Here is an 18,329-nt window from a genome sequence, read left to right as displayed (position 1 = left end):
CAGCTCGACCCAAGCGGCTGTGAAGCCCTTGCGCCGCGCGCGGCTGGGGGCCACACGGAAAGCGGATGGGGCGGAGGCGGGCATGGGCACTGCGGGCTGGCAATTCTGGATCGACCGGGGTGGTACGTTTACCGATATCGTCGCCCGCGATCCAAAAGGCAAGTTTATCACCCGCAAGTTGTTGTCCGAGAATCCTGGCCGCTACCGCGACGCCGCCGTGGCCGGGATCCGTGCCTGCCTCGGCTTGGCCGAGGACGCGCCGATTCCCGCCGGCCTGATCGACGCGGTGAAGATGGGCACCACCGTTGCCACCAATGCCCTGCTGGAGCGCAAGGGCGAGCGGGTGCTGCTGCTGGTGAACCGCGGCTTCGGCGACGCGCTGCGCATCGGCAACCAGGCCCGGCCGCGCTTGTTCGACCTCAACATCCGGCTGCCCGAATTGCTGCACGAGCGCGCCGTGGAGGTCGGCGGCCGTCTCTCTGCCGACGGATCGGAGGTCGAGCCGCTGGACGAAGCCGCTGCCCGACGCGCCCTGGCGCAAGGCTTCGCCGACGGCTTCCGCGCCGTGGCCATCGTGCTGATGCATGCCTGGATCGAGCCGCGCCACGAGCAGCGCCTCGGCATGCTGGCGCGGGAGGCCGGCTTCGCCCAGGTCAGCCTCAGCCATCAGGCCTCGCCATTGCCGCGCATCGTGCCGCGCGGCGACACCACCGTGGTAGATGCATATCTGTCGCCCATCCTGCGTAAGTATATAGAGCAAGTCGCGGAACAACTTCCGGGCGTGCCGCTGTTCTTCATGCAATCCTCTGGCGGGCTGACCCGGGCGAACCGCTTCCAGGGCAAGGACGCCATCCTGTCCGGCCCGGCCGGCGGCATCGTCGGCGCCGCCCGCACCGCCGGCATGGGCGGCTTCGACCGCATCATCGGCTTCGACATGGGCGGCACCTCGACCGACGTGGCGCTGTATGCCGGGCAGTTCGAGCGTGCCTTCGAGACGGTGGTGGCGGGCGTCCGGATGCGCGCGCCCATGATGGCCATCAACACGGTGGCGGCGGGTGGCGGCTCCATCCTGTGCTTCGACGGCGCGCGGTTCCGCGTCGGGCCGGAAAGCGCCGGCGCGGTGCCGGGCCCCGCTTGCTACCGGCGCGGCGGCCCGCTCACCGTGACCGACGCCAACGTCATGTTGGGCAAGATCCAGCCGGCGCATTTTCCGCCCATCTTCGGCCCGCAGGCCGACCAGCCGCTCGACGCCGATGTGGTGCGCGAGAAGTTCGCCGCCATGGCGCGCGACATCGCCGCCGCCACCGGACAGCCGGAGCAAGACCCGCGCGAGGTGGCAGAGGGCTTTCTGCGCATCGCCGTGGCCAACATGGCGCAGGCGATCAAACAGGTCTCGATCCAGAAGGGCCATGATGCGGCGCGCCATGCCCTGCAGTGCTTCGGCGGCGCCGGCGGGCAGCATGCCTGCCTCGTCGCGGACGAGCTCGGCATGGAAACGGTGTTCCTGCATCCCTTCGCCGGGGTGCTCTCGGCCTATGGCATGGGGCTCGCCGATCAGAGCGTGATCGAGGAGGCGGCGATTGAGGCGCCGCTGGACGCCGCGGCGATGCCGGGCCTCGGCGCGCGCGTCGCGGAACTGACGGAGCGGGGCCGCGCCGCCCTGGTCGCACAGGGCGCCGAGCCGGCCTCGCTGCGCGCCGAGCCGCGCCTGCATCTGCGCTACGCCGGCACCGACAGCTTCCTGCCGGTGCCCTTCGGCGATCACGCCGGGGCACTGGCCGACTTCACCGACGCGCATCGCCGCCGCTTCGGCTTCGCCACCCCGGACCGCCCGGTGCTGGTGGAAGCCTGCGTGGTGGAGGTGATCGCCCCGGGCGAGGCGGTGCGCGAGCCGCGCCTGGACCCGCGCCCGGCGGGCGAGGCGCCGCCGGCGCTGGCCACGGTGGAATTGTTCACCGCCGGGGAGGCGCATCGGGCGCCGGTGCTGGATCGGGACGTGCTGCGCGCCGGCGACCGCATCGCCGGTCCGGCGCTGATCCGCGAAAGCACCGCCACCACGGTGGTGGAGCCCGGCTGGGCGGCCGAGGTCACCGGGGCCAACCACATGCTGCTGCGCCGCGCCGCGCCGCGCGCCGGGGCGGTTGTGGCCGAGGGCGCCGCCGCCAGGCCCGATCCGGTGTTGTTGGAATTGTTCAACAACCTGTTCATGAGCATCGCCGAGCAGACCGGCACGGTGCTGCAGAACACCTCGCTGAGCGTCAACATCAAGGAACGGCTCGACTTTTCCTGCGCCATCTTCGACGCCGAAGGCCGGCTGGTGGCCAATGCGCCGCATGTTCCGGTGCATCTCGGCGCCATGGGCCAGAGCGTGCGCACGGTGATCAACAGCCGCGGCGCGACCCTGAAGCCGGGCGACGTGGTGGCGCTGAACAACCCGTACAATGGCGGCACCCATCTGCCGGACGTCACCGTGATCACGCCGGTGTTCGACGCGGCGGGCCAGGAGATCCTGTTCTTTGTCGGCAGCCGGGGCCACCATGCCGATATCGGCGGCCTGACCCCGGGTTCCACCCCGCCGGATTCCACGACTCTGGAGGAGGAAGGCGTGGTGATCGACGACGTCCTGCTGGTGGATGGCGGCGAGTTCCGCGAGGCCGAGTTCCGCGCCCTGCTGTCCGGCGCCGCCTATCCGGCGCGCAGCCCGGACGTGAATGTGGCCGACATCAAGGCGCAGGTCGCCGCCAACGAGGCGGGGGTGCAGGAGCTGCACCGGGCGGTGGCGCAGTTCGGCCTGGACACGGTGCGGGCCTATATGGGCTACGTCATGGCGAATGCCGAGGAAGCCGTGCGCCGGGTGCTGGACCGGCTGCAGGATGGCGCGTTCGCCTACACCATGGATGACGGGACGCCGCTGCGCGTCGCCGTGCGCGTCGACCGTGCCGCCCGTCGCGCCGTGGTGGACTTCACCGGCACCGGCCCTCAGCGCCCCGGCAATTTCAACGCACCCGAGGCCGTGACCCGCGCCGTGGTGCTGTACTGCTTCCGCTGCCTGGTGGGCGAGGACATTCCGCTCAACGATGGCTGCCTGGTACCGCTCGACATCGTGGTGCCGGAAGGCTCCTTTCTGTCCCCGAAGCCGGGCGCGGCCGTGGTGGCTGGCAACACCGAGGTCAGCCAGGCTGCCGCCAACGCGTTGCTGGCGGCGCTGGACGCCTGCGCCGGGGCCCAGGCGACCATGAACAACCTGCTCTTCGGCGACCATCGCTACCAGTACTACGAGACGGTGTGCGGCGGCACCGGCGCGGGTCCCGGCTTCGACGGGGCCTCGGCGGTGCAGACGCACATGACCAACACCCGCATGACCGATCCCGAGATCCTGGAGCTGCGCTACCCCGTCCGGCTGGAAGAATTCTCGATCCGGCGCGGTTCCGGCGGGGCGGGGCGGTGGCACGGTGGTGACGGCGCGCGGCGGCGCATCCGCTTTCTTCAGCCGATGACGGCGATCATCGTCGCCTCCCGCCGGGAGGTGCCGCCGCACGGCCTGCACGGGGGCATGCCCGGCGCTCCCGGCCGACAATGGGTGGAGCGTGCCGGTGGCGAGGCCGAGGCGCTGAGAGGCCGCGACCGCGCCGAGCTGAAGGCGGGCGAGGTGCTGGGCCTTGAAACCCCGGGCGGCGGCGGCTGGGGAGACGCGCCCGGCTGATGCCGCCTGCCGAAACCCGGCCACGGCATCGCGCCGTCGCCATCGCTATTCTGCTGCTGCCCGTGCTGGTGCTGGCCGCCTTGTGGCTCGGCCCGCGCCTGACCGACTGGAACGAGCATCGCGACCGGCTGGCTATCCTGGCCGCCGGCCGGCTCGGCCAGCCCGTCACCCTAGAGGGCCCGGTGCGCCTGACGCTGCTGCCGCAGCCGATGCTGGAAGCGGGCGGCGTCACCATCGGGGGCGTGGAGGGCGACGTGTCGCTGCAGGCCCGCGCGCTACGCCTGCGCCTAGACTGGCCGGCGCTGCTCCGGCTGCAGATGGAGCCGCGCGAGGTCGCGGTGGTCGGCGCCGAGATCCGCCTGCCCTGGCCGCCCAGCCCGGGCCAGCCCTTCCGTCCGCCGCCCTGGCTGACTGGATTGCAAGGACGCATCCAGGACAGCCGGGTGGAGATGGGCGGACTCGAGCTGGACCAGGTGGATGCGACGCTAGCGGCCTCCGGACCCAATGATGCGTTGCGCATCCACGGCAAGTTCCGCTGGCGGCAGAAGGAGGCCGGCTTCACGGCCACGCTGGGCCGCTCCGGTCTTGACGGCGTGGCGCCGCTCTCACTGACGCTGACGGCGGCCCGGGCCTCGGTGTCCGCCAGTGGCGTGCTGCTGCCGGAAGGCGGCTTCGAGGGCAGCCTGCAGGGAGGCGGCAGCGACCTGTCGGCGCTGATCCCGGCGCCTGCCGGCAGCTTCCGCCTGCGCGGCCGGTTATCCGTCACCGCCGAGCTGATCACCGCCGACGAGCTGGCCCTGGACCTTAACGGCACCCCGGTGCGCGGCGCGGCGACGCTGCGGGTCGCTCCGGCGCCGCGGCTGGACCTGGCGTTGAGCGCCGGGCGGCTGGAGCTGGACCCCTGGGTCGCGGCATTGCAGAAATCTGGCCGGCTGCCTCTACCTTTCGGCCTCGACCTGTCCGCCGAGGCCGCCGGCTTCCGCGGCATGACGCTGCGCCGGCTGCGCGGGGCCACCTTTCTGGAAGGTGACCGCCTGACGCTGACTGATTTCGGCGCCCTGCTGCCCGGCGACACCGAGGTGACGTTGAACGGGACCACCAGCCGGGTGCCTGGCACGGCGCCTGCCGGTTCCGCCGCCAATGCGGCACCCGGCCGCCTGGAGGCCTCCGGCCGGTTCCACGGCAACAACCTGCGCGGGACGCTGGCGGCGCTTGGCGCGCCGCTGGACGGCGTCGCGCCGGGGCGGCTGCGCCAGGGGGAGGGGCGCTTCCGCCTCACCCTGGACGGCAACCAGATCGGCATTCCGGAATTCGTCGGCACGATCGATGGCGGCCGGGTTTCCGGCGCCGGCACGCTGCGGCTGGGCAACCGGCCGGCCATGGGGCTGGGGCTGAACCTGGAGCGGCTGCCGCTGGATGGCTGGCTGCCGCCAGGAACCGGCTGGCCAGAGGTGCAGGCGCGCCTGGCCGGCGTCGATGCCAATCTGCGCCTCTCGGCGGAACAGGCCAGCTGGCATGACCTTGCCATCGCCGGCCTGTCCGCTGACCTGTCGCTGGAAAGCGGGCGGCTGACGGCGCGCCGGGTGGCCGGGCGCCTGGCGGAAAGCGACCTCGTGCTGTCCGCCGTGGCGCAGCTGGGCGAGGCACCACGCTTGGCCGAGCTGGCCCTGGAAGCCTCCGCCGAGCGCGGCGCGCCATTGCTCGCCCTGCTGGCCGGCAGCCCTGCCATTCTGCCGCCGCTGGCAGAGGGCAAGCTGGCGCTGCGGCTGTCCGGCAACGGCCCTCCCCAGGCCCTGGCGCTTCAGGGCGGCCTGGAGCTGGGCGACCTGCGGGCCGAGGCGAATGGCGCGCTGGACCTGCCGGCGCTGCGCTATGCCGGCTCGCTGACGCTGCGCCACCCGGGCGCGCCACGGCTGCTGAAGGAAGCATGGCGGCTCCCGGCGCCGGACTGGCTGGGGGAAGGTTCCTTCTCGCTCGCCGGCAATGTGGCGCTACGGCTGTCCGGCAGCCGCCAGGAATGGTCGGCCAGTCATTTCGACCTGATCGCCGCTGGCCTTCGGCTGGGCGGCCAGGTGCAGGCGGTCACGGGGGATGGCGTGCCCCGCGTCACCGGAAAGCTGGCCGCCGACACGCTGCCGCTGCCGGGCCTCGATATGACCTCCCGCGAGCCGCTGGAGTTCGGCGCGCTCAGCGCACTGGATGCAGAGCTGGCGATCACGGCGCAGCGCGTCGAGCCGCTGGGCCTGCCGGCGTTGCACGGGGCTTCCACACAGCTTCGCCTGACCGGCGGTACCCTGCAGCTCGACAGGCTGCAGGCGCGCTGGGCGGGCGGCACGCTGGCCGCATCGCTGCGGGCCGAGGGCGCGGCCGGCCCGCCGGCCCTGGCGGTGCAGGGCACACTCAGCGGCGCCACGGTGACGGAGCCGCTGAGCGGCCTGCCGGTGGATCTGCGCGCCGGGCAACTAAATGCCGAGGCATTTCTGCGTGCTGCCGGCTACAGCCCCGCCGCCCTGATGGCGACCCTGAGCGGCCAGGCCGGAGTGACGGTTCGGAACGGCGTATTGGAAGGATTGGATTTGCGGGCTGCCCTGGCCGCCATTGAGGGAGCCGCGCTGCCGGAAGTGGAGAGCGGGCTGCGGCAGGCGCTGACGCATGGCGCCACCGGCTTTGAGGCGTTGAACATGGCCGTGACCCTGGAAGCGGGGCGCGCCAGCGTGACGGAGGGCAGCCTCGTCGTTGCCGAAACCCCGGGTGCCCGCCTGATGGGTGAGGTGGACCTGGCTCGCAGCGGACTGAACCTTCTACTGGCGGTGCGGGATGGCGATGCGCCGGCATTTGGCCTGCGCCTGGGGGGCAGCGTCGCGACACCGCGGCTGGTGCCGGAACTGGCCGACTGGCTTCGCTGGCGGGCGGTCCGCTAGCGCCGGCCCCACGAGCCGGCGCGGGATGCGGGCGGCCGCCGGCGCGCGACCAGTCAGCCCGTGGTGGCGCCGGAAATGGCCCCGATCTCTGCCTGCGAGACCAGCGCATGCACCCGGAGCGCACTGGCCAGCGGTAGATCCGGCTCGTCGCGCCCGGCATCCACCTGCTGAACCAATGCCGAAAGGGTCATGCCGCGAGTCCGCGCCAGGGCTTCCAGGACCGACCAGAAGGCCGGTTCCAGCGCCACGCTGGTGCGATGCCCCGCCAGGGTGAAGGAACGCTTCTGCAGGTGCGGACCGGTCATCCGGCACCTCGCTGAACCGATGCGCCTGGTGCGGCGACCGGCATGCTGGACCGAAGACTGGCGCGGAGCCGAGGGTGATCGTGGGCGCGGCTACTCACCCCGGTACGCCAGGGTGAGCAGCAGCCAACCGAGACTGCGGCGGTGCTGCGGCGGCCGAATGCGGTGCAGGCACGGGCCATGCGCGGATCTCCCCTTGTCGCAGGGGAGATCAGGTCAATGCCTGGTTTCGCAAGGGTCGCGGCCGAAGGACCGGCCCTGTGACCGGTCCTCGGGCATCACCATCCGTAGCCGTAGCGATAGGGCGGAGGCGGGGCGTAGTCGTAGCCGGGCGGCGGTGGCGGCGGAGCGTAATAGATCACAGGCGGCGGTGCCTCGTAGACCACCGGCGGCGGTGCATAATACACGCGTGGCGGCGGTGGTGGCGCGTAATAGGCGACCGGTGGCGGCGGCGGTGCGGCCATCGCGGCACCGGCCAGCGCCCCGATGGCCAGTCCACCGATGATGCCGGCGGCAACGGCGCCGCCGCTATGGCCGCGGTGGCGCCAGCCATCGGCCTGCGCCGCGGGCGCTGCCAGCGTCAGCGCCGCACCCAGTGCGGATGCCAGGATCGCGAAACGAAACAATGCCATTCTTCGGGCCTCCCGGAGCGCATAATCCCCATCATAGGCAGCGATCGGCGCCGAATTATGACATCCTTGCGACGCATCCGTGGCGGCTGGTCTGCCGCCGGTGCGTGCCATCCGGCCCTGCGGCCGGGATCGCCGCTGTCGTCAGGCGGCCGGCCCATAGGTGGCGATCTCGATCAGGTTGCCGTCCGGATCGCGGCAATACACCGAGGTGATTGGCCCGAGTGCGCCGGCCTTGGGGGCTGGGCCGGCTTCCACCGTGACGCCGCATTCATGCAGGTGAGCGATCACGTCCTGAGCCGTCACCGCCACCACGAAACAAAGATCCTGGCTGCCGGGGGCGGGGGCGACGCCGGTGAACCATTCCTCCTGCGATGCCGTGGCGGGCCGCAGGTTCAGCTTCTGGCCGCCGAACTTCAGCGCCGTGCGGCGGTGCTCGCCGAAAGCATCGCGCTCCATGCCCAGCACGCGCTGGTACCAGGACGCGCTCTTCTCCAGATCGGCGCAGGTGATCACCAAATGGTCCAGCCGGTCGACCGCGAACCGCATCAGGCCTGTCCCCCTTCGTTCCTGTCCACGCTGTCCACAAGGATAGGGACGCGCTGCGCCGTCACTTCGATCTCGATCCGCATGGCCTCGTCCTGCAGCCCGGCGTGGAGCAGCGTGGCGGCCGGGCGGACCTCGCCCAGCCATTTTCGCGTCACCGGCCAGCAGGCCTGCCAATCCTCGCGGCGCGGTACGATAAAAGTGACGCGCACCACATCCTGCATGCCGGAGCCGGCCTCGGCCAGCGCCGTCTGGATGTTGCGAAAGCATTGCTCGCACTGCGCCTCCACACCCTCGGGCAGGGTCATGGTGGCGTAGTCATAGCCGGTGGTGCCGGCGACATGGACGAAGTCGCCCGCCACCACCGCGCGGGAATAGCCGATCTCCGCCTCGAAGCGGCTGCCGGAGGAGATCAGGCGGCGGGTCATTTATTCCAGCCCGTCGTAGAAGTCGTTGCCCTTGTCATCGACCACGATGAAGGCCGGAAAATCCTCGACCTGGATCTTCCACACCGCCTCCATGCCGAGCTCGGGATATTCCAGCACCTCGACCTTGCGGATGCAGTCCTGCGCCAGGCGCGCCGCCGGGCCGCCGACCGAGCCGAGATAGAAGCCGCCATGCTGCTTGCAGGCATTGGTCACCGCCTTGGAGCGGTTGCCCTTGGCCAGCATCACCAGCGAGCCGCCGGCCGCCTGGAAGCCCGCCACGTAGCTGTCCATGCGCCCCGCCGTGGTGGGGCCGAAGGAACCGGTGGGCATGCCTTCCGGGGTCTTGGCCGGGCCGGCGTAGTACACCGGATGGTCCTTGATGTATTGCGGCAGGCCCTCGCCGCGATCCAGCCGCTCCTGCAGCTTGGCATGGGCGATGTCGCGTGCCACCACGATGGTGCCGGTGAGCGAGACGCGGGTCTTCACCGGGTGTCGCGACAGCTCGGCGCGGATCTCGTCCATCGGGCGGTTCAGGTCGATCTTCACCGCGTCGCCGCCCCCTGGGCCGCCCAGCATCTCGTCCGTGGTCTCGGGCAGGAAGCGCGCCGGGTCGTGCTCCAGTTCCTCGAGGAACACGCCCTCGGGGGTGATCTTGGCCTTCACCTGGCGGTCGGCCGAGCAGGAGACGCCGATGCCGATGGGCAGGGAGGCGCCGTGGCGCGGCAGACGCACCACCCGCACATCGTGGCAGAAATACTTGCCACCGAACTGCGCGCCGATGCCGAGGTTCTGCGTCAGCTTGTGGATCTGTGCTTCCAACTCCGGATCGCGGATCGCGTGGCCGGCCCTGCTGCCCACCGTCGGCAACTCATCGAGGTAGCGGGTCGAGGCCAGCTTCACCGTCTTCAACGTGGTCTCGGCCGAGGTGCCGCCAAGCACCACCGCCAAGTGGTAGGGCGGGCAGGCCGAGGTGCCGAGGGTGCGGATCTTCTCTTCCAGGAACTTCAGCAGCTTCTCCGGGTGCAGCACGGCGCGGGTCTGCTGGAACAGGAAGGTCTTGTTGGCCGAGCCGCCACCCTTGAGCACGAACATCATGTGGAACTCGTCCGCACGATATTCGCCGGGGGACGCGTAGATGTCGAACTGCACCGGCAGGTTGTTGCCGGTGTTCACTTCCTCGAAGGTCGAGATCGGCGCCATCTGCGAGTAGCGCAGGTTGGTTTCGGTGTAGGTGCGGTGGACGCCGTAGCTCAGCGCCTCCTCCTCATTGCCCTCGACCCAGACCCGCTGGCCCTTCTTGCCGAACACGATGGCGGTGCCGGTGTCCTGGCACATGGGCAGCTTGCCGCCGGCGGCGATGGACGCGTTCTTCAGCAGGTCCAGCGCCACGAAGCGGTCATTGGCGCTGGCCTCGGGATCCTTCAGGATGTTGGCCAGCTGCTGCAGGTGTCCGGGCCGCAGAAAATGCGACACCTCCTTGCAGGCGGTGAAGGCCAGTTCCTCCAGCGCCCCGGGCGACACCTTCAGGACCTTCTTGCCGTCCACCTCGATGACCTTGACGCCCTCGATCGGCAGGCGGCGGTAGCGCGTCTTGTCCTCGCCGAGCGGCGTCATCGGGCTGTACAGAAAGCTTTCCGGGCGCGTCGCGGCGAGGGGCGTGCCGGCGTCGGTCTCGTTGATCGGCGTATCGGCCAGCGGGGCGGCGGGGGGGATGTTGTCGGCGGGGAGGTTGTCAGGGGTCATCGGCGGACGCTCCGGCAGGAATCGGGCCGCGGCTTGGGGGCGCGGCCTTCGGGCGTCGCGACGCGCGGCGCCTCGCTCTTCCGGGGGGAGGTAGCGCAGGCGGCACCACAAGCCAACGGGGAATGCCTGCAAGGCTGCGGCGCCGGCAGAGCGCGGCGGCTGGACAGCCCCGGCCTTGCCATGGCTGCATGGCGCCACGAAAGAGGGACGCCACCGCCCCGGCCAGGAGCCTGCCGCATGAGCCAGACCGCATTGAGCGACGAATCGCAGATCCTGATCGGCGCGGCCGGCGGCGAACCGCAATGGCTGCACCTGGCCCTGGCCAACCGGCACGGGCTGGTGGCCGGTGCCACCGGCACCGGCAAGACCGTCACCCTGCAGATCCTGGCGGAAGGCTTTTCCCGCGCCGGGGTGCCTGTGTTCTGCGCCGACATCAAGGGCGACCTGTCGGGCATCGGCCGCCCCGGCAAGCCGAACCCCAAGGTCGAGCAGCGCGCCGCCTCCACCGGCATGTCGGAATTCGGCTACGAGGCCGCGCCGGTGGTGTTCTGGGACGTGTTCGGCCAGCAGGGCCACCCAATCCGTGCCACGGTGTCCGAGATGGGCCCGCTGCTGCTGGCGCGCCTGCTGGAGCTGAACGACACCCAGGAAGGCGTGCTGAACATCGCCTTCGCCCTGGCGGACGACGAGGGGCTGCTGCTGCTCGACTTCAAGGATCTGCGGGCGATCCTGGCGCATGTGGCCGAACGCGCGCCGGAACTGTCGGCGCATTACGGCCAGATCAGCAAGGCCACCATCGGCACCATCCAGCGCCGCCTGCTGACCCTGGAACAGCAGGGCGCCGAGCACTTCTTCGGCGAGCCGGCGCTGGAGCTGGAGGACCTGATGCTGCTGGCCCCTGACGGCCGCGGTGCGGTGAACGTTCTGGCGGCCGACCAGCTGGTGCAGCGGCCGCGCCTCTATGCCACCTTTTTGCTCTGGCTGCTGTCCGAGTTGTTCGAGGAACTGCCGGAAGCCGGCGACCTCGCCAGGCCGAAGCTGGTGTTCTTCTTCGACGAGGCGCACCTGCTGTTCGATGGCGCCCCGAAGGCGCTGCTGGAGAAGGTGGAGCAGGTGGTAAGGCTGATCCGCTCCAAGGGCGTGGGGGTGTATTTCGTCACCCAGAACCCGCTCGACGTGCCGGCGGGGGTGCTGGGGCAGCTCGGCAACCGGGTGCAGCACGCGCTGCGCGCCTTCACCGCCGCGGACCAGAAGGCGGTTCGCGCCGCCGCCGAAACGTTTCGCGCCAACAAGGGCTTCGACACGCAGGAGGCGATCACCGCCATGGGCGTGGGGGAGGCGCTGGTGTCTTGCCTGCAGCCCGGCGGCATTCCGGGCGAGGTGCAGCGCACCAAGATCCGCCCGCCGCGCTCGCGCATGGGCGTGGTAACGCCGGAGGAGCGGGCGGAGATCCTGGAGGCCAGCCCCTTGCGCGGCAAGTACGATCAGGCCGTGGACCGCGAATCCGCCTATGAGATGCTCCAGGACCGGGCCGCCACCGTGCCCGTGGCGGATACGCCGCACGCGCCTTGGGGCGACGCGGCGCCGGTGCGCGGCGGCAATCCCTGGGGCGGCCTGCCCACGCCGAGCTGGGGCGGAACGGACGCGCCGCGGCGCCGGGCGGGCCGCCGGGCGCCGGCGCCGCAGCCGCAGCCGCAGGCGGGTGGCGGCCTTCTCGCCGAAATCCTGGGCGGTGGCGGGCGGCGTGACAGCGCTGCGGCGGTCCTGGCCAAATCCGTGGCCCGCGGGGTGGGATCACAGGTCGGCGGGCAGATCGGCCGCGCCCTGGTGCGTGGCATCCTGGGCTCGATCCTGAAGCGCTGACGGCGCCGCAGGCTGCCGGCAGCCGCGCGGCTGCCAACGGAAGCGGAGGCCTTAGGCCCCGTCGCGCGCCGGCCGGCGGCGGAACGCGTCGAGGCTGACCACCTGCGCCGCGCCTTCCTCCTCGGGCGCCTCGCCGGCTCCGGCCTCGGGCGCGGCCTGGGCCGCCATCGGCGGCGCCGGCACCGGCTCCGGCACCGCCACGGGAACCGCGGTGGTGGCCTCGGCCGAGGGGAATCGCAGCCCCACCCGCACATGCGGGTCCCAGAAGGCGGTCAGCGCGGCGATCGGGATCACCAGCGTCGCCGGCACCCCGCCAAAGGACAGGCCGGCGGTGACGAAGCCCTTGTCCCGATCGACCTTCAGGTCCCAGAACTGGTGCTGCAGAACAATGGTCATCTCCTCCGGATAGCGTGCCTTCAGGTGGCTGGGGATGGAGATGCCCGGATGATCCGTGCGGAAGGTGAGGTAGAAATGGTGCTCGCCGGGCAGTCCATGCGTACCCGCATGGTCCAGCGCGCGCAGCGCCACCTCGCGCATCGCGTCCTCGGTCCAGCGATCATAGGGCAGCAGGCTCTCGACCTGCTTGGTATCCTCGGTCATGCAATTCTACCCCGGTGCCGGCCAGTCATCTGCATCGACCCATACCGGATGACGCCGTGTGGTGAAATGCGGCTGAAGAACAAATCATGGCGCGCGGAGCTTGAGTGGGGGGATTCTGTTGCCCGGTTCCCCCCGGACCGCGCTTACCTATGGTTAGGCAGCGAGCGCCATGGTCTCGCGACCATTATCGTTGGCACTTGTGATTTAGCCCGATAACGGCGGTACAATGCCGGGCAAAAGACATGGCTTTACCACGCGCGTCGAGCCTGTTTCGTCCCCAGAAGCGCACCCGACGATTCCAGGTGCCTGAAGCTGGTGGAGACGCCGGGCACTGCCCCCGGGTCCGCAACGCTTATTCCACATGCCGTTTATCGCCATAGCCGCCCGAAGGCGAGCGCTCCGGATATAGGCCGGAGCGCGCCAAATTGCGAGAGGGAGATGCGGGAAAAGCGTTCAGGATCGGCGGCTGGAATCAGTGGCCGGAAGCCGGCCGACAGGCTAAGGGCAGGCGCCGGGCCGCTCGCGCGGCTCCCTATTTCCGCGACTGCAAAGGCTGACCCGATGGCCCTCACCGATGCCCAGCTCCAGGAACTCGCCGAGGCCCGTTCGGTGACAGCCGAAACCCGCCGCCCCACCGTGCCGGCGCTGGAAGCCATGTTGTACGAGGCGGTGCCGGTGCTCGACCACGGCTTCGTGCGCGTGGTCGACTATATGGGCGACGACAACGCCGTGGTGCAGGCGGCGCGCGTGTCCTATGGCCGCGGCACCCGCGCGGCGAACGAGGATCGCGGGCTGATCCGCTACCTGATGCGGCACCGCCACTCGACCCCGTTCGAGATGTGCGAGATCAAGTACCATGTGAAGCTGCCGATCTTCGTGGCGCGGCAGTGGATCCGCCACCGCACCGCCAACGTGAACGAGTATTCCGCCCGGTACTCGATCATGGACCGCGAATTCTACCTGCCCGCGGCGGACCAGTTGGCGGCGCAATCCGCGGATAATCGCCAGGGCCGTGGCGCCGTGCTGCAGGGCGAGGAAGCAGCGCGCGTTCTGTCGCTGCTGCGGCAGGACGCCATGACCAATTACGACCATTACCAGGAGATGCTGAACGCCGACGAGGCCGGCAATACCCTGGACCCCTCCCGGCAGGGCTTGGCGCGCGAGCTGGCGCGCATGAACCTGACGCTCAACGCCTACACCCAGTGGTACTGGAAGAGCGACCTCAACAACCTCCTGCACTTCCTCAGCCTGCGTGCCGACGCCCATGCCCAGTACGAGATCCGCGTCTATGCCGAGGCGATGCTGCGCTCGCTGGAAGCCTGGGTGCCGGCGGTGGCGGAAGCCTTCCGGGACTACCGCCTCGGCGCGGTGACGCTGTCGGCGCAGATGCTGTCGGTGGTAAAGCGCCTGCTGGCGGGGGAGGCGGTGGCGCAGGAGGGCAGCGGCCTGTCCAAGCGCGAATGGCGCGAGCTGATGGCGCAGCTCGGCCGCGAGGCCTGAGGCCGGGCACGTCATGGCGGCACCGGCCAGACCATCACGCCAGCCGGCTGCGGCCCGCCGGTCCGCGCCCAAGGCCCGGCCGGCGCGCGGCCTTGGGCTGATGCGCGCGCCGGCGGCGATGCTGGCCGGCTTTCACTGGCGCCGCTGGCTGGCGGTGATAATCTGTGTCGCCGTGCTGTTGATCGGCGTACCGCTGGCGCATGCGCTGGTGGGCGACCTCGGCGCGCTGCTGCTGCTGGTGGGGGTGGGCGGCTTCGCCCTCGGCCGCGCCACCGCGCCGCGGCCGCTCCCGATCCTGCCGCGCAAGGGGCGCGGGCGGGGCTAGCGCCGCCTCACAGCCGCTGCCGCAGCGCCTCGGCGATGGCACGGTACTGGGCGGCGGCCTCGCCTTGCGGCTGCGCCACCATCACCGGCGTCCCGGCATCCGACAATTCGCGGATCTCGAGGCGCAGCGGCAGTTCGCCCAGGAAGGGCACCCCCATCCGCTCCGCCTCGGCCCGCGCGCCGCCATGGCCGAAGGGATGCGCGGTGTGGCCGCAATTCGGACAGCAGAAATACGACATGTTCTCGATCAGCCCGAGCACCGGCACGTTCACCTTCTCGAACATGCGGATGCCCCGGCGTGCGTCGATCAGCGCCACGTCCTGCGGCGTCGAGACGATCACCGCGCCGGCCATCTTGACGCGCTGGCTGATGGTCAGCTGCGCGTCGCCGGTGCCGGGCGGCATGTCGATCACCAGGATGTCGAGTGCGCCCCATTCCACCTGGCCCAGCATCTGCTCCAGCGCGCCCATCACCATGGGGCCGCGCCAGACCATCGGCGTCTCGTTGTCCACCATGAAGCCGATCGACATCGCCTTCAGCCCCCAGCGCTCCAGCGGCAGGATGCGGCCGCTTTCGGCCTTCGGGCGCTCGCTGATGCCAAGCATCATCGGCAGCGACGGGCCGTAGATGTCGGCATCCAGCAGGCCGACGCGCAGGCCCGACTGGGCCATCGCGACCGCGAGGTTCACCGCGGTTGTCGATTTCCCGACGCCGCCCTTGCCGGAGGCCACCGCCACCACCGCGTTGATCAGCGGCAGCGGGATCTGGCCGGTGCCGCCGTGGCGCGCCTGGATCGCGGCGGAACGCTGCGGCGGTGGCGGCGGCGCGGCGGCTTCGCGGTGCGCGGTCAGCACGCAGGTGGCGGACGCCACGCCGGGCACGGCGGCGGCGGCGGCCTCGGCCGCGGCGCGCAGCGGCTCCAGGGCGCGGGCTTCCTCCCGCGCCACGGCCAGCGCGAACTGCACCAGACCTCCGCGCACCACCAGTCCTTGGAGCATGCCGGCGCTCACCACGTCCTGCCCGGTGCGGGGGTGCCGCACCGTTGCCAGCGCGGTGCGGATCGCATTCGCCAGCGCTTCTTCGGCCTTCGGTTCCGCCATAGCTTGAAAACCCCCAGAAAGCGGACAATATCGGGCCTGCCCCCGTCGGTTGCGCCGCGTCGCGTTGCATCCGGCCCGGACAGGGCGACATATGGACTGATTGGTCCGGCCCTGTCGCGCATGCACCACCATCGCGCAAGCACTTCTGGCCGGGCCACCGAGAGATGACGGGAGAACAGCCAGCCGATGCCCTGGAACAATAGTGGCGGATCCGGCCAAGGGGGGAGCCCTTGGGGCAATCCTCGTCCGGGCGGACCCTGGGGGCAACCACCCTCGGGTGGTGGGCGCGGCCCAGGTCAGGGGGGACCCGACCTGGACGAGGCCATCCGCCAGGCGCAGAACGCGCTGCGCCGGATCCTTCCGGGCGGCGGCGGTGGCGGCAGATGGATCGGGCTCGGCGCGCTCGCCCTGCTGGCGGTCTGGGCGGCCAGCGGCATCTACCGCGTGCAGCCGGACGAGCAGGGCGTGGTGATGCGCTTCGGCGCCTTCAACCGCGTCACCCAATCCGGCCTGAACTACCGCATCCCCTGGCCCGTCGAGAGCGTCACCACGCCGCGCGTCACCCGCATCAACCGGATCGACGTCGGCTTCCGCGCCCCGGCAGACGCGCCGCTGACCCGGCCCGTGCCGGCCCGGGACGTGGCCGAGGAAAGCCTGATGCTGACCGGCGACGAGAACATCATCGACATCGATTTCGCGGTGTTCTGGCAGATCCGCAACGCCGGCGAATACCTGTTCAACACCCGCAATCCTGAGCAGACGGTGAAGTCGGCGGCCGAAAGCGTGATGCGCGAAGTGGTGGGCCAGACAGCCATCCAGCCGGCGCTGACCGAGGCCCGCGCGGACATCGAGACCCGGGTCCGGAGCGGCGTCCAGTTTATCCTGGACCAGTACAAGTCGGGCATCGACGTGACGCAGGTGCAGCTGCTGAAGGTCGACCCGCCGAACGAGGTGATCGACACCTTCCGCGACGTTCAGCGCGCCAATGCCGACCGCGAGCGCCTGCGCAACGAGGCCGAGGCCTACCGCAACGAGGTGATTCCGCGCGCCCGCGGCGAAGGCCAGCGGCTGGTGCAGGAAGCCGAGGGCTACAAGGAAAGCCAGGTGGCCCGCGCCCGCGGTGAGGCCTCACGCTTCACCTCGATCCTGTCGGCCTATCAGGTCGCGAAGGACGTCACCATGCGCCGCCTCTACATGGAGACGATGGAGGATATTCTGCGCCGCAATCCAAAGCTGCTGGTGGATGACCGGCTGCAGGGCGTGGTGCCGTACCTGCCGCTGGAGTCGCGCGGCGGACAAACCCGGCCGCCGGAAGGCGCCACGCCGGCCCCGCCGGCCGTGCTCGACCCGCCCGCGGTCACCACCACACCGCCCCGTCCGCAAACCGGAGCCAGCCGATGAACCGCGCCCTGATCCTGGGCGGCGTCGCCGCCGTGGCGCTGCTGGCGGCCGCCTCCTCGCTGTTCACCGTGCAGCAGACGGAGCAGGTGCTGGTGACGCAGTTCGGCGAGCCGGTGCGGGTGATCAAGGAGCCCGGCCTGCACGCCAAGATCCCGTTCATTCAGACGGTGATCTCGTTTGACCGACGCCTGCTCGATTATGATGCGCCGGGCGAGGAAGTGATCCTGGGCGACCAGCGCCGGCTGATCATGGACAGCTTCACCCGCTTCCGCATCGTTGATCCGCTGTTGTTCTACCAGACCGTCGGGGCCCAGGAGACCGGCATCCGCGGTCGCCTGTCCTCCATCGTGGTCTCGGCGCTGCGCCGCGTGCTCGGCAATGAGCCGCTGCTGGCGGTGCTGTCCTCCGACCGGGCGCGGATCATGACCGAGATCCAGCGGCAGGTGAATGCCGAGGCAGGCCGCTTCGGCGTCGCTGTGGAGGATGTCCGGGTCCGCCGCGCCGACCTGCCAGAGGAGAACACCCAGGCCATCCTGCGGCGCATGCAATCCGAACGTGAACGCGTGGCGCGCGAGGCGCGGGCGGAGGGCGGCGAAGTGGCCGCCCGCATCCGCGCCGGCGCCGAGCGTGAGCGCACCGTGCTGCTGGCCGAAAGCCAGGCGCAGGCGGACACGCTGCGCGGTCAGGGCGACCAGGAAGCGATCCGCATCTTCGCTGAGGCGGCGCAGCAGGACCCGGAATTCTGGGGCTTCTACCGCTCCATGCAGGCCTATCGCGAGGCGTTCTCCGAGGGCGAGACGCGGCTGATCCTGACGCCGGATTCGGATTTCTTCCGCTACTTCCGTCAGGCCATGCCGCAAACCGGGTCGCAGCCCGCCGCCCCGGCTCCGGCCCCGGCGGCGCCGTGAGGCACCTGGTTTGACGAGCCTTCAGCTGCTCGCCGGTGTGGCGGTGGTGATGGCGCTGGAAGGGCTGCTGTATGCCGCGTTTCCGGACGTCATGCGCCGTGCCCTGGCGGGCATCAGCACCGTGGCGCCGGAACGGCTGCGCCTGGTCGGCCTGGCCGTTGCCGTGGCCGGCCTGGCGGCCGCGACCTTTCTGGTGCGGGGCTAGAGGGTGGCAACCCGACGCTTCGCCGCCGGTTCCATCACCGCCGGGGCGGCCGCACGCTTCGCCCCGGCCGGCATGTGGGGCGCCGGGGTGAGCGGCCCTTCCGCCGCGGCGCCTTCCGCCCCATCTTCACCCTCCGGGCCCGAGCCGGCCCGGCTC

15 protein-coding genes and 1 other RNA gene are annotated in these 18,329 nt (G+C 70.8%); 8 read left to right on the top strand and 8 right to left on the bottom strand.

Annotation, left to right across the window (positions count from 1 at the left end):
• Positions 1 to 82: 82 nt before the first annotated feature.
• Both D2K64_RS01040 and D2K64_RS01035 read left to right on the top strand, forming a co-directional pair.
• Positions 83 to 3,703: a hydantoinase B/oxoprolinase family protein gene (locus D2K64_RS01040; RefSeq protein ID WP_202910402.1), complete on the top strand. Its 3,621-nt coding sequence runs from the start codon at positions 83 to 85 to the stop codon at positions 3,701 to 3,703.
• Positions 3,703 to 6,624 (top strand): AsmA family protein, encoded by a 2,922-nt coding sequence (locus D2K64_RS01035; RefSeq protein ID WP_120005789.1) that lies wholly within the window; start codon positions 3,703 to 3,705, stop codon positions 6,622 to 6,624. The genes D2K64_RS01040 and D2K64_RS01035 overlap by 1 nt, the downstream gene beginning before the upstream one ends.
• 53 nt (positions 6,625 to 6,677) lie before the next feature.
• Here the strand turns inward: D2K64_RS01035 and D2K64_RS01030 are convergent, their stop codons facing one another.
• The 5 genes from D2K64_RS01030 to D2K64_RS01010 all read right to left on the bottom strand — a co-directional run bounded on the left by D2K64_RS01030 (position 6,678) and on the right by D2K64_RS01010 (position 10,143).
• A complete protein-coding gene (locus tag D2K64_RS01030) occupies positions 6,678 to 6,929 on the bottom strand; it encodes a ribbon-helix-helix domain-containing protein (protein WP_120005787.1) in 252 nt (83 codons plus the stop codon).
• Between the two features lie 275 nt (positions 6,930 to 7,204).
• Positions 7,205 to 7,558 (bottom strand): hypothetical protein, encoded by a 354-nt coding sequence (locus D2K64_RS25300; RefSeq protein WP_120005785.1) that lies wholly within the window; start codon positions 7,556 to 7,558, stop codon positions 7,205 to 7,207.
• A gap of 141 nt (positions 7,559 to 7,699) precedes the next feature.
• Complete coding sequence (locus D2K64_RS01020; RefSeq protein WP_120005783.1) at positions 7,700 to 8,104, bottom strand: VOC family protein; 405 nt, start codon at positions 8,102 to 8,104, stop codon at positions 7,700 to 7,702.
• A complete protein-coding gene (locus D2K64_RS01015; protein WP_120005780.1) occupies positions 8,104 to 8,529 on the bottom strand; it encodes a RidA family protein in 426 nt (141 codons plus the stop codon). The genes D2K64_RS01020 and D2K64_RS01015 overlap by 1 nt, the downstream gene beginning before the upstream one ends.
• Entirely contained in the window at positions 8,530 to 10,143 is a 1,614-nt protein-coding gene (locus D2K64_RS01010) for a fumarate hydratase (protein WP_120006715.1), read from the bottom strand.
• Between the two features lie 366 nt (positions 10,144 to 10,509).
• Between D2K64_RS01010 and D2K64_RS01005 the strand changes: the two genes are divergently transcribed.
• Positions 10,510 to 12,135, top strand: a complete 1,626-nt coding sequence (locus tag D2K64_RS01005) for a helicase HerA-like domain-containing protein (RefSeq protein ID WP_120005778.1) — start codon at positions 10,510 to 10,512, stop codon at positions 12,133 to 12,135.
• Between the two features lie 51 nt (positions 12,136 to 12,186).
• Here the strand turns inward: D2K64_RS01005 and D2K64_RS01000 are convergent, their stop codons facing one another.
• Together D2K64_RS01000 and ssrA are read right to left on the bottom strand one after the other, a co-directional pair.
• Positions 12,187 to 12,735 carry an SspB family protein gene (locus D2K64_RS01000; RefSeq protein ID WP_120005776.1) on the bottom strand — a complete coding sequence of 183 codons (549 nt, stop codon included), beginning with the start codon at positions 12,733 to 12,735 and terminating at the stop codon, positions 12,187 to 12,189.
• Positions 12,736 to 12,838: 103 nt separating this feature from the next.
• Positions 12,839 to 13,170, bottom strand: a transfer-messenger RNA (tmRNA) gene (ssrA, locus tag D2K64_RS00995).
• A gap of 126 nt (positions 13,171 to 13,296) precedes the next feature.
• On the opposite strand from ssrA, the gene thyX reads away from it, so the two are divergent.
• Together thyX and D2K64_RS00985 are read left to right on the top strand one after the other, a co-directional pair.
• Positions 13,297 to 14,235 carry an FAD-dependent thymidylate synthase gene (gene thyX, locus D2K64_RS00990; protein WP_120005774.1) on the top strand — a complete coding sequence of 313 codons (939 nt, stop codon included), beginning with the start codon at positions 13,297 to 13,299 and terminating at the stop codon, positions 14,233 to 14,235.
• A 100-nt stretch (positions 14,236 to 14,335) separates the two neighbouring features.
• Entirely contained in the window at positions 14,336 to 14,560 is a 225-nt protein-coding gene (locus tag D2K64_RS00985; protein ID WP_157985677.1) for a hypothetical protein, read from the top strand.
• 7 nt (positions 14,561 to 14,567) lie between these two features.
• Here the strand turns inward: D2K64_RS00985 and D2K64_RS00980 are convergent, their stop codons facing one another.
• Positions 14,568 to 15,659, bottom strand: coding sequence for an Mrp/NBP35 family ATP-binding protein (locus tag D2K64_RS00980; protein WP_120005770.1), 1,092 nt, complete (start codon positions 15,657 to 15,659; stop codon positions 14,568 to 14,570).
• 186 nt (positions 15,660 to 15,845) lie between these two features.
• Here D2K64_RS00980 and hflK point away from each other — a divergent pair, with 186 nt between their 5' ends.
• The 3 genes from hflK to D2K64_RS00965 are packed head-to-tail and all read left to right on the top strand — an operon-like array spanning position 15,846 to position 18,173.
• Positions 15,846 to 17,060: an FtsH protease activity modulator HflK gene (hflK, locus tag D2K64_RS00975; protein WP_120005767.1), complete on the top strand. Its 1,215-nt coding sequence runs from the start codon at positions 15,846 to 15,848 to the stop codon at positions 17,058 to 17,060.
• Positions 17,057 to 17,968 (top strand): protease modulator HflC, encoded by a 912-nt coding sequence (gene hflC / locus D2K64_RS00970; protein WP_120005765.1) that lies wholly within the window; start codon positions 17,057 to 17,059, stop codon positions 17,966 to 17,968. Before hflK ends, hflC begins: the two co-directional genes overlap by 4 nt.
• A 10-nt stretch (positions 17,969 to 17,978) precedes the next feature.
• Positions 17,979 to 18,173 carry a DUF2065 domain-containing protein gene (locus D2K64_RS00965; protein ID WP_120005762.1) on the top strand — a complete coding sequence of 65 codons (195 nt, stop codon included), beginning with the start codon at positions 17,979 to 17,981 and terminating at the stop codon, positions 18,171 to 18,173.
• The last annotated feature ends 156 nt before the right edge of the window (positions 18,174 to 18,329 follow it).

The sequence above is a fragment of the Teichococcus vastitatis genome, from assembly GCF_003604215.1.
Taxonomy (GTDB): domain Bacteria; phylum Pseudomonadota; class Alphaproteobacteria; order Acetobacterales; family Acetobacteraceae; genus Pseudoroseomonas; species Pseudoroseomonas vastitatis.
This window is presented reverse-complemented; position numbering and strand designations above follow the sequence as displayed.